Source organism: Tabrizicola sp. (assembly GCF_031377265.1).
Lineage (GTDB): Bacteria > Pseudomonadota > Alphaproteobacteria > Rhodobacterales > Rhodobacteraceae > JAUYQR01.
The window spans coordinates 1-11,587 of record NZ_JANMET010000347.1 but is presented as its reverse complement, the minus strand read 5'-3'; the positions used below and the strand labels follow the sequence as shown (position 1 = coordinate 11,587).

Annotated in this window: 10 protein-coding genes, 1 pseudogene and 1 riboswitch; of the genes and pseudogenes, 5 read left to right on the top strand and 6 right to left on the bottom strand. The window is 61.7% G+C overall.

Annotated features, from left to right (window positions below):
* Positions 1-161: 161 nt before the first annotated feature.
* The 6 genes from RMO18_RS18705 to RMO18_RS18680 all read right to left on the bottom strand — a co-directional run bounded on the left by RMO18_RS18705 (position 162) and on the right by RMO18_RS18680 (position 6,261).
* Positions 162-1,595 (bottom strand): hypothetical protein, encoded by a 1,434-nt coding sequence (locus RMO18_RS18705; protein WP_309667976.1) that lies wholly within the window; start codon positions 1,593-1,595, stop codon positions 162-164.
* Between the two features lie 24 nt (positions 1,596-1,619).
* The gene (locus RMO18_RS18700) at positions 1,620-2,510 is read right to left on the bottom strand and encodes a glycosyltransferase family 2 protein (protein WP_309667974.1); all 891 of its coding nucleotides are present in this window, start codon (positions 2,508-2,510) and stop codon (positions 1,620-1,622) included.
* Positions 2,511-2,593: 83 nt separating this feature from the next.
* Positions 2,594-3,544 (bottom strand): hypothetical protein, encoded by a 951-nt coding sequence (locus RMO18_RS18695; protein WP_309667973.1) that lies wholly within the window; start codon positions 3,542-3,544, stop codon positions 2,594-2,596.
* A 3-nt stretch (positions 3,545-3,547) separates the two neighbouring features.
* Positions 3,548-4,300, bottom strand: coding sequence for a hypothetical protein (locus RMO18_RS18690; protein WP_309667971.1), 753 nt, complete (start codon positions 4,298-4,300; stop codon positions 3,548-3,550).
* A 135-nt stretch (positions 4,301-4,435) separates the two neighbouring features.
* Complete coding sequence (locus RMO18_RS18685; protein ID WP_309667970.1) at positions 4,436-5,173, bottom strand: hypothetical protein; 738 nt, start codon at positions 5,171-5,173, stop codon at positions 4,436-4,438.
* Positions 5,170-6,261: a GSCFA domain-containing protein gene (locus RMO18_RS18680; protein WP_309667978.1), complete on the bottom strand. Its 1,092-nt coding sequence runs from the start codon at positions 6,259-6,261 to the stop codon at positions 5,170-5,172. Before RMO18_RS18680 ends, RMO18_RS18685 begins: the two co-directional genes overlap by 4 nt.
* A 172-nt stretch (positions 6,262-6,433) precedes the next feature.
* On the opposite strand from RMO18_RS18680, the gene RMO18_RS18675 reads away from it, so the two are divergent.
* The 5 genes and pseudogenes from RMO18_RS18675 to RMO18_RS18655 all read left to right on the top strand — a co-directional run.
* Positions 6,434-7,345 (top strand): glycosyltransferase family 2 protein, encoded by a 912-nt coding sequence (locus RMO18_RS18675; protein WP_309667968.1) that lies wholly within the window; start codon positions 6,434-6,436, stop codon positions 7,343-7,345.
* 33 nt (positions 7,346-7,378) lie between these two features.
* Positions 7,379-8,191: a hypothetical protein gene (locus RMO18_RS18670; RefSeq protein ID WP_309667967.1), complete on the top strand. Its 813-nt coding sequence runs from the start codon at positions 7,379-7,381 to the stop codon at positions 8,189-8,191.
* A gap of 11 nt (positions 8,192-8,202) precedes the next feature.
* Entirely contained in the window at positions 8,203-9,996 is a 1,794-nt protein-coding gene (locus tag RMO18_RS18665; protein WP_309667966.1) for a glycosyltransferase family 2 protein, read from the top strand.
* A gap of 34 nt (positions 9,997-10,030) precedes the next feature.
* Positions 10,031-10,143: riboswitch (TPP riboswitch) on the top strand.
* A gap of 37 nt (positions 10,144-10,180) precedes the next feature.
* A complete protein-coding gene (gene thiB / locus RMO18_RS18660) occupies positions 10,181-11,164 on the top strand; it encodes a thiamine ABC transporter substrate binding subunit (protein ID WP_309667965.1) in 984 nt (327 codons plus the stop codon).
* Positions 11,140-11,587 (top strand): annotated as a pseudogene (locus tag RMO18_RS18655) (thiamine/thiamine pyrophosphate ABC transporter permease ThiP); the annotation flags it as partial. The gene thiB and the pseudogene RMO18_RS18655, both read left to right, overlap by 25 nt.

Genomic DNA, 11,587 nt, shown 5'->3' with positions numbered 1-11,587 from the left:
GTAGGCATTTGAAAAGCGCAGGCCGCGGCCAAGCAGCCGGTCGAGATGCGGGGTCTGGATTTCGATGCCAAAGGTGTTTCGCCAGGTGAAGACATCGATCATGTCATCGACCCAGATCACGCAGATGTTGTCTGCGGCGATACTGTCTGCCGTAAAGGCCATCAGCCGGCACCACCGGTAACACGCAACCGCGCGGGAAGTGCCCAGCGGTGCAGGCCATCGGCCGCCCAGTCATCGCGCAGCGCGCCACGGTTTGCGGGGTGGGGGCCAGCATGAGGGGCCGCGCCGTGGGCATAAGCCACATGCAAATCCACGCCTTCGGGGCGTTTGGTACAGTGCAGCAGGATGGTTTTGGTATCGTTGGGGTCGATTTCCACCGTCTTGATCTTGGCGCCGTTTGTCGCGCCATCCAGCCGGAACCCGGCCTGCGGACCTGCGGCAAAGGGATCGCGCTGATCGATGACAAGGGGGGAGCGAGAGTCGCAGATCAGGCGAATCGTGGTGCCGGACTGTTCGGCAAGCTGGATCGTCGGACACAGCCAGCGATCCCCCGCCTGCACGGCCAACAGCGTTTCGGCGGCGATGCGGGCCTTGGCGCGGCGGCCGTCGTCAGTCAGCCGGCCGGTATCATCAAGGGCAAAGGCATAGGCCGGGCAGGTAAAGTGCAGCAGGTGGTCGGCGTGGTTCCACGACAGTTCCCATTGGCCGTTCAGGGCCGGGCCATCGGTGATGTCATGCGTGCCGCAATCGAAGGCTGCAAGAAACATCGGGCGGGCAAGGTGATGTTTGGCCATGCTTCGCGTGATGCGTTCCATCAGCGCAATCACCCCGTCACGGTAGGCGATGGCATCACCCGAGATGTCCTCCAACACATAGTCGAGCGTCACCGCAAGCACCTGCGCCGTGGTGCCAAGCCGCGCGGCAGCGGCGACGAGGTTGGCCAAGGCTGCATCGAAATTGGCCATCGCCAGGCCGGTGCCCAGATCGGCGGTGGTGGTGGCATGGTCGGTTTCAGCGCGCACGAAGAACAGCGGCAACGACATACGTGCGGCCGCCCGGCGCGACAGCAGATCTTCGGCCAGCAACGCCTCCAGCGTCTGTTCGCGCAGCGATTGCAAAAGCGCGGTGGCGGGCGCCTTGCCATCGCCACCCATGCCGACGGCACCGATGTCATCGGCAGGGGAAAACACATGGTAGGGAAACGCCCCCGGTCCCGGCGAGGCAAGCCCAACGCGCGCGCCGCCGATGCCAAGGATGGCCATAAGCGGCCCCCGCGCTTCGGCGACAATTGCACCGCCGTCGATGTGCCGGCGATAGCCGCGCGTGCCATCGGCACCGGGCAGGTTGCCTTGAAAGCTGGTCCATTCACCGGTTTGCCGGGCAGCCCAGATATCCAGATCCTCGGGCAGGTTTTGCGGCGGTTGTTCTGGCTGTTGAATGCCAACCTCGGCAACCGGCAGATCGAGCCGCGCCGCAATATCGGCAATCACCCGGTCTGACAGGCGCAGCACAAGCCCGGTTTGATCATAAGCGATCACATCGCCATTCTCGGCCTTGAGGATGGTGCCGGTGCTGGGGATAGGCTTGTCAGGCATCAACGGGGTCCTTTCCGGACAACATCAGAACAGGCGGGCAAAGCGGTCTGGCAATTGGTAAACACCCTTTGGTCGCGCGCCGCCGGGGGCCCAGTAAACCTCTTTCTTCGGGCGCCAACCGTCGATCATTTCGCGACGAAACTCAGGGAAGTCCACGGTTACCGCGCGGGGCTTTTCCTTCGACAGGGCAGAGTAAGTGTCCCAGGCGGTATCCCAGCCGGTTGTCTTGCGTTCTGTTTCCTCCAAAGCCCCGCTTTGGATTTCGCGTTGCGCGCGGCGGGTGGCAAGGCGCTTTTCGGTCATCTCATAGTCGATGAAGCGCAGATGAAACAGATAGAGATGCGGGTCGAGATAGAGGTGCGGGTGGCTGGCGAAATGGCCGCCGGGCACGATATCAAGCTTGGTCGCGGTGATGCAGGGTTTGGCGTAATTCGCGTTCAGCCGGAAGATCTTTCGCACATCAAGGATGTTGCGCCCTTGGGTGATAGGGTCCGGCTCCAGCGTAGGATTGTGAACCATTTCAATGGCAAAGGGGGTGATGACCTTCGGACCCCTCCGGTCCGGCAAGCGCGAGATGTATTCGACCAGATTGTCACTCACGTCCGGATCGACAGCCACGATCTCATCCACATCGCCTACCAGAACCCAATTGTAGAAATTGGTGAAACCGCTGGTCACCCGCGACAGCATCTGCCAGCGCCGTTGGTTAAAGCAGTTGCGGGTCGGATCGAACGGCAGGTAGATCACGTTCGCGCCGTCGGCAATGCGCTTGTGCTCGGGGTCGCCGCCGTGGCTCAGGACATACAGATTCTCGCGGCCAAGCTGGCGACCGTAGTATTCGACCCAACGCTCCAGAAAGAAGTGATCGCCCCCCACCATCGTCATAGCGCACATCGGCGCGCGTGTCGTATCCATCCGGTATCGTCCCCTGCCGTCTTTCGGTCTTGTGGCCTGACCTGTCGCTGCGACTTGGCATAGCACAGGGCCGACGGTTCAGCCTAGCCCGCCTTGCCTTCCGTGACCGCAGCCCGGCGGGCGCGGCGGGCAAAGGCCATATCGCCTTCGGGCAGATCTTTGCCGGCATCCAGCATCGCGGTGGCAGCTTTGACCACCAGCCTGGGCCGCCCCCGATTTGCGGCATTGGCCAGCAAGGCACGCTGCCATTTGGGCACAGTGTGGCGTTCCCGGAACTGTTTCCAGAACGGCAGGCCGACCGCATCATCGGTGACAAGCGCGTCGATCAGGCTGGGCATGGCGCCGGACTTCAGCACCACGCGGATCGCTTCGTGCGTGCAGTGAGGCAGGCGCACCAGCTGCACGTTTGGACCCGCCAGACGCGCGGCATGGGCGCGGTCTTGGGGAACCATCGGGTCAAACAGGATCACTGCCTTGCGGATGTAGGGCATCGCCGCTGCAGCATCGAGGAACGGCATCCCCTCCCAGTTCGATTTGCGCACCGCGAACGGAAAACGTTCCTCAAACGGCGCGATGATCTTGTTCATCGTCGATTGCGGGCTGAACGCCAGCACCCGTGCCTCGGGGATAAGCGGGGCGAAGTTCAGCGCGGCAAAGCCCCCCATCGATGCCCCGGTCATCACGATGCGGCGAAACTGGCGGAAAAATCCGCGTTCTTCCAGCCCACGCAAAAGCGCTGGGGCGGTGGCATTGCGGAACCAGTCCTTGGCGTGGCTTTGCACCCCCAGGATCGAATGGCCCAGCGGGTCCAACCGGCGCGTCAGCCAGGGCAGCCGCGGCCAGCCTTCATCAATGGTGGCCAGATTGTCGAAAGAGATGATCAGTACATCTGACCGGCCTTCGAACCACAGATTGGCATGCGCGCCCATGATCAGGAACCGGTCGGCTGTTGCGGCCTGATCAAGCGCCATCTCAGGTGGGATATCGAGGGGGGTGTCCCGCAGTTCCGCCTCGGGTTCTGAATCAGGTGCCACGGGTCAATACGCCCAGCGATGGTAGCTGTTCAGCGCCGAAAGAGCGGCAGTATCATCTGGGTCGGAGGAGCCGAGCAGCGCCCTGTCCGGCCAGAACACAACGTCATGCAGACGCGCCAGACCAAGCGTTTTGGTCAAGCCGGAGCGGTTTGACCGGCAACCGATGAAGAAGTGGCCCGGATGTGCCATTCCCGGCAACGTGCCTTCGGCATTGATCGTCTTTCCGGCAGTTTGCAGCACCAGCCGCCTGCCCGAGAAGGTCAATATCGCCAACCGCGCCTGTGTAGGGTTGGCGGGCACAGGAACCTCGGCCAAAGCAGTATTCTCGCGGTCCTTGGCAAACAGCATGCCATCCGATTCGCTGAGAAAGATCAGGTTGTTGGTCTTGCCCGTGCTGACGGCGAAAAGGGTTTTTGCGGCATTGGCTGGCGAGGTGTAGATCACGGCCGCGGTAAAGCTCTCTACCTCGGGGGTAAAGTCGGGGACAACAAAGCCGCAATGCACGCCGGGGGAAAGCAGAAGTGCCGTTGGCGGGCCGGGGTCAAACTGGCTGTTGCCGGTGTTCGGCTCGGTGCACATGGCGTCAACGCCATCCGAAGCTTCGCGCCAGCCGGTGATCCGGTCCCCATCGCGCAGGATACGGTCTTCGCGTGCGGCGAACCACGCGCCGTTGGTTCGTTGCAGGGCCTTGGACAGCGTCAGCCCTTCGCGCCCGATCAGCGCGCCAGAGGGAAGGGACTGATTGATCTGCAACATTCCTGGTTTCCTTGGCCGCAATTCCGGAGCGGCCAGCCGGTGTGTTGGGCCTGTTGTCCATCTTGCTAGGCCCGGTCCTGCTGCGCAAGCCCAAGCCCGATCTGGGCAAGACCCAACGGACGCAAGGTCAACTTGTCAGACGTTCAAAATCTGCAATGCGCGGGAAAAGACCAGTGCGCCGTAAGCCGGGTTTCGGTGTTCGAAATCATTTCTCTCGACGTGGTTCTCAATCGCGAAGGCGGCCCGCGTAAACATTCCGGCGGTTACCGTTTCTTCCGGCTGCGGGATCACGGTAATGCCTTCGGCTGCGGCCACATCGACGATGGTATCCCAGATCTCCGCCCGCTGTTCGGCACCGGCTGCGCGCATTTCTGGCGTGACCGCTGGTTCAAGCTGGGGCGCGCCTTCCGTCGGAAGAGCGACCGGTGACAGCACGATGCGCGCGGTACCGGTGGCAGCGCAGTGCCGGGCAAAGTTGTAGCCGATCTTGGTGTGCAGAAAATCCCGGACGATCCTGCGCCTCAGACCCGAGGTGATGAAGGGGCCATGCATCCGGGCGTACAGGAGTGTACGAAACAGCGGGCTCAGTTGCGTGCGCGCGCCTGCAATGAGAACCATGTCGAAATCGGCGGGCGGCAGGAACAGGCGGCCCTTTTCGTTGAACTTGGCAAAACGATTGGCAGTAAAATCATCCGTCGGATGGATTGCGCCGTCACGGAATTCAAGGAAAAGGAAGCGCTTGCCGACGTGACCCCAGTATTCCAGATCGGTGCCGCTGACGTCGACCAACCCCAACCGATGGGCATGACGCAGACAGGCATAGTGACTGTCGCCAAAAACCACGAGCCTTGGATTGTGCCCCAGACCCGTCATCGCGGCGCGAATGCGGCAAGGATTTCTTCCTCGCAGCGCAGCTCTTCGGCCTCGGTCAACTCGGCTTCGGTTTCGGTGGACCCGGATGCCGGAGAAGCCTCTGGTTGCAGCACGTCCGGCCGGGCTGGAACATTGAACTGGGTAGCGATATCGCGAAAGAAACACCGCATCACATGGTCTACGCCTTCAGGCAGCACCGATCGCAGGTTGGGCGCAAAGAACTGGCCCCGATACACCGGGTGGGTGATGATCTCGTAGGAAGGAAAGTAATCCACCCGTGGCCGCCCGTGCATCAATTCGGACGCCACGGCGCGCAATAGCGATTTGGAATGGCTGGTCGCCGCCAGCACATGTTGGCCGGATGCTGTGGCTGTCAAAGGCACCGGCGACACGGTCAGCAAAACGTTCAGGCGCCGATTGGCCTTTGCAAGCAGTCGCAGCACGGCGGTCATGTCATCCAGCAAGGCGGCGAAGCGGTGATTGACGAAAACATGGGTTTCGGGATCGAACTCTCCGGCAATAGTTCCGGGGCAAACTGCATATTCAGTGCCGCTGTGCCGGTTCTGCCATGCTTCGGTCAGACCCATGGTGAAAACGAAGACATGCGCGGTGGCGACGGCCTGGCGGATCGCCTCTAGCGTCACCTCGCGCGAGGCGCGCAGTTCTTCGACGCTGGCAAAGCCATCAGGTTCGACCGCCGGGCGGAACGGGTCGAAGAAGCGCCCGCCGGTTTCCCAGACGTCTTCGGGCGGCGCAACCCGTTCCAGCGCCCAGGTCAGCCACTGGCGCAGCATGCGTGGGGTGTAGATGTTGCCGGTACGAAAACTGAAGGTACCGTAGTGATAGTCATGCCGTTGCGCTGGGGTCAGAGTTGCAGGTCCTGGTTCCAGATTCATCCAGCGGTAGCCGCGCGCAACCAGTGCGCGGCTGAAGTGCTGGGCAAAGCATGACCCCGCAGTGACGATTCTGGTACGCGAGTTAATGTGAAGCCGGGGCTTCCATAGCCCAGCAATGTCCTGCACGTCAACGTCGGCGACACCTGTCCGCCAATATCTGTCGGGCGGTAAGTCCTCGTATGGGTGTGGCATGTGGGCGGGGTCTTTCATCAGCGATCGGACAGGTCAATCCTGTGGGCAATACGAAAACGGCGCGTTCCGAAGGTCAAGGCTTTCCTGAGGCGCGCTGTCCTGCGCCACGGCCTTGATGTGCCGCGAATGGGCATGATAGCGTTCAGGCCAATGGCAAGGACAGAGCCGACGCATGGCACAGCGCACCATCATGGATCCGACCAAGGTGCCCTGCGGTGCGATGACGATGGTCTATCAGGATTACTTCTTTCTGGAGCGGTGGGTAGACTATTACGGTAAGCAGTTTGGTCGGCAGCATCTGTACATTCTGTCGCACGGCGACGACCCGGCACATCAGCGCATCGCAGAAGGCGCCAATGTCATCCGTCTGCCGCGCGACCCGACGATGTGGCGGATGGAACGCCGCCGTTGGTCGGTTTCTTCGCAGTTCTCTGCAGGAATGTTGCGCTATTACAACTGGTTCTTCGTCGGCGATGTCGACGAAATCGTGGTCGTTGATCCCGACGCAGCAGCTGACCTGCCGACCTATCTGCAGCGCTATGATGACCCAAAGACCACGCCAAAATCCATCTGTCCGCTTGGTATTGAGCTGATCCACAACCCCGAGGAAGAGCCCGAGCCGCTGGTCCCGGGTCAGCCTATCCTGTCACGCCGCAGGGTGTTTCGGGCCAATGCCAACTACTCCAAGCCCTGCATTCTGCGGTCTGAGACAGGCTTTACAATCGGTGGGCACGCCAATTCGCATCAGCCCCGCTTCCTTGACCCGCATCTGTACCTTCTGCACCTGCGGTTCTTTGATCATGAGATGGTCACCAAACGCCTGAGCGGGCGCAAGGAGATGCGCAAGACGATGGCGGGGGAACGCGATTTGAACGATGTTGGCAAGGCCTGGAGCCGCGATCTGGAGACATTCCAGAAGCTTTCTGCAGGCAAGGCTGTGCGCGAAGACATCGAGCTGACGGACTTCCGCAAGAAGATGATCGACGATCAGCAGCACCTGCACGATGGCAAGATCACCTTCTTTGGCGGCGGGCGCACGAAGGAGCTGTATCGCCTGCCGGACCGCTTTGCCTCCGTCTTCTGACGGATGCACAATACCCATGAAACAGGACAAGCCATGACCCTTAACCGCCGCCCCGTCGCCTCGCTCTGGATCGGGGAAAGCCTGCATTATGTGAATCAGCTATGCCTGAAATCGCATCTCGTGCAGGGCCATCCGGTCACGCTCTATTGCACCGACCAGGTGCGGAATGTGCCCGCCGGGGTGGAGGTGCGGGCGGCATCTGAAATCATGCAGATCGATCGGGCGATCGTGGCGGAAACTTCGGCCTCGTTCCTGTCCAACGTGTTCCGCTACAAGATGATTGCGGCGACCGGGGCGATCTGGATCGACTGTGACGCCTATTGCCACAAACCCTTTCCCGAAGGGCAGGAGCATATCTATGCCGGTCACGGGATGCGCGGCGCATTGAACTGCGGCGTGGTGGCGATGCCAAAGACCGGGCGGCTGATCGAGGCGTTGCTGGAGTATTACGACAACTTGCCGGACTATCCCGCCTGGTGGGGCAACAAACAAAAGCGCAAGATGGATAAGCTGCCCGCAAGCCTGCCCAAAGCCGTGCGGATCTATCAGACCGAGCGCACGGCGTTTGGTCCGCAGGCATTCACCTATTACGCGACTGCGACGGGGGATATCGACAAGGCGATGACGGCCGACACGCTGTACCCGGTGCCATTCCAGCTCAACGATGTGTTCTACGACCCGCATTCCAACGTCGAGGGGCATTTCACCGACAACACCATGTCGGTGCATATCTATACCAATGCCGCCCGGCCTTTCTGGCGCAAGAACCCGCCCCTGAAAGGCAGCTACATCGCCCGGATGTGCGAAAAACTGGAGATCGACCCCACCGCAGCCCTGGAAGAATGACCGGATCGCAGATGGATTTCGTCAAGCAGACCAGCCCGCACGGGACATTGGTGGCGCTGTCCACCATGAAGGACGAAGGCTCCTATGTGGTGGAATGGGTGGCGCATCATCTGGCGGTCGGCTTCACCGAAGTGATGGTCTATACCAACGACTGTTCCGATGGCACCGACGTAATCCTAAAGCGGCTGGAGGCGCTGGATATTGGCGTGCACCACCGGGAGAACGTGATTCCCGAAGGCATGAAACCGCACCCTTCGATGCTGAAGCTGGCCGGGGATGAAGACCTGATCTGCGCGTCCGACTGGCTGCTTGTGCTGGATGCGGACGAGTTTCTGTGCGTCAACCACCCGTCGCACACGCTGGACGGCATGGTGACCGATCTGGCGGCGATGAACGCGCAGGCCATGGTGATGACCTGGCGCATCTTTGGGTCCAGCGGTGTGCGCAACTGGAGCCGGGAGCCGATCACCGACCAGTTCACCCGCGCCGCACCCGAGTTCTGGAACAAGGGTTGGGGCACGAAGACCATGCTCAAATACGACCCCAAGTATCTGCGGCTTGGGATGCACCGTCCGATCATCAAATCGCAACACAAGGAAACGGATTACCCGGAATCCGTGCTGTGGGTGAACGGGTCGGGACGCCCGTTGGAGGAGTGGTTCAAGTTTCGTGGCTGGCGGTCGATCCGCCGCACCGTGGGTTATGACTGGGCACAGATCAACCATTACGCCATCAAGTCGATGGATGCCTATTCGTTCCGCAAGTTCCGGGGCAATGCGAACCTGAAGAAGGACAAATACAATTCCGACTACTGGTCGCTGCAAGATCGCAATGAGGTTGAAGACCTGAAGATCGCGCATCACCGCGACCGCCGCGCCGCGATCATGGCCGAACTGTTGAAGGACCCCGAAGTTTGCCGTCTGCACGACGCTGCGCACGAACGGGCTGAGGCGCGACTGGCAGAATACCGTCAGTCCGAAGCCTATCAGACGCTGGTCGCGGGCTTGCTTGCCGCGTCCGATGTGCCGATCAGCCAAGTTGTCGCAAAGCCGCCGAAAGCCCGCGACCCGGCGGCCGTGAAAGCGGTGCAAACCAAGCTGGAACAACGCCGGGCCGAACTGCCAAAGGAAGAACGCCGGACGCCCACGCCACCGGGCTGGGGCTCTCCCTTCGCGTCGCCGTACGTTAGCGGAGCCATCGACACGTCAGCCCGGATTGCGTTGGAAGAGGCCGAGAATCAGGGCCTGAAACTGCAGCTCGATCCGCGCATCTTTACCGCGGCGACGATGGAAGTTTTGAAGAGCGGCAAGTTCGACCGACGCCATGCCCGTAATATCGCCGGCTTTTTGAACGGCTGCACCCGGTTGTTGGATCTGGACTGTGGCATTGGTTTTGTTGCGTTGCGGGCGCGCGCGGCATTGCCGGACCTTGATGTCACGATCCATGAGGAGCGGCCAGCCCTGCTGGCATTCGCCCGCGAAACCGCGTTTCGCAATCTTGGCGAGGCGACCGAGGGGATCGCCTTTTCGGGTGTCACGCTGAATCCGGGTAGCGACTGGTCGGGTCTGACCGCGCTGTTGCAGCAGGCCCGCCCTGAGGTCATTCGGTGTGCTGGCACGCTGGTGTCGCCCGATGTCTGGACCGAAGACCGCCTTGCTGGCGTGCGGCGCATTCTGCTGCCCTTCCTTGACCCATCGGAAATTGCGCGCGACCGGGAACGGCATCTGCCGACGCTTGCCGCACTGGGTTTTGTCGAAGACAGCACCGGCGAGGCCAGTGGCAGCCTGTATCTGCGCCGCGAATAGGGGTCTTGCGCCCGCGCGACAATGGCCTATCTTCCGCGTTACCTCGGGGTGCCCAAGGGTGGAAACACCCGCCGGCTGAGATGCGCAAGTGAACCCGTCGAACCTGAACCGGATCATACCGGCGGAGGGAAGGTGCATGGGTTACTCCATTCCCGACCAATCCGTCGCAGTTGGAGAAACCTTTATGAAATACCCACTCCTTACTGCGGGCCTTGTGACCATTGCCTTGCCTGCGATGGCGGACGTGCCTGTACTGACAGTCCTTACCTATGACAGCTTTGTCTCCGAATGGGGCCCCGGCCCGGCGGTGGAAAAGGCGTTCGAGGCCACGTGCGCTTGCGATCTGCGTTTTGTGGGCGCGGGCGATGGCGCGGCGCTGCTGGCGCGCGTCCAGCTGGAGGGCACCGCGTCCGAGGCTGATGTCGTGCTGGGTCTGGACACCAGCCTTACTGCCGCCGCGGCCGCAACCGGCCTGTTCGTGCCGCACGGGGCGACTGCGGCAACCACCCTGCCGGTGGCCTTCGATGACCCGCTGTTCGTGCCCTTCGACTGGGGCTGGTTTGCCTTTGTGTATGACAAGACAAAGTTGTCCAATGCCCCGAAATCCTTCGAGGAATTGGCGGCGAGCGATCTAAAGATTATCATTCAGGACCCGCGTTCGTCGACCCCCGGTCTTGGCCTGCTGCTGTGGGTGAAGGCCGCCTATGGCGACCGCGCGCCCGAGATCTGGGCTGGCCTCGCCGACAATATCGTGACCGTCACCCCCGGCTGGTCAGAGGCTTACGGGCTGTTCCTGCAGGGCGAGGCGGATATGGTGCTAAGCTACACCACTTCGCCCGCCTACCACCTGATTGCCGAAAACGATGACAGCAAGGCGGCGGCGCTGTTTGACGAAGGGCACTATCTGCAGGTCGAGGTGGCAGGCAAGCTTGCCGCCAGTGATCAGGGCGCGCTGGCCGATCAGTTCTTGGCCTTCATGCTGTCGGATGCATTCCAGTCGCTGATCCCGCAGACCAACTGGATGTATCCGGCGGTGACACCTGCCGCCGGGCTGCCGGCGCGGTTTGACGCGTTCCGACCCGCAAAATCATTGCTGATGACGGCGGCCGAAGCGCAAGCGGCGCGGGAAGGCGCCTTGGCCGAATGGCAAACAGCGCTCGCCCGCTGAACCTTGTCGCACTGGCGCTGGCAGCGATGCTGCTGGCGCTGGTCGCGGTGCCGCTGATCGCAGTGGGTGCGCGGGCCACGGGTTTTGCGCTGTCCCCGTCTGATTGGGCGGCGGTGCGATTTACCCTTTGGCAAGCAACGCTGTCAGCGCTGTTTTCAACCGCGCTGGCCATTCCGGTTGCCAGGGCACTGGCAAGACGGCGGTTTGTGGGGCGGGACGCGCTGATCATGCTGATGGGTGCGCCATTCCTGCTGCCGGCCATCGTGGCCGTGCTGGGGCTGCTGGCGGTGTTCGGGCGATCCGGCGTGATGAATGATCTGGGGGTCGCATTGGGGCTGCCCACACTATCGATCTATGGGCTGCATGGCGTGGTTCTGGCGCATGTTTTTCTGAACATGCCGCTTGCCGTGCGGATGATCTTGC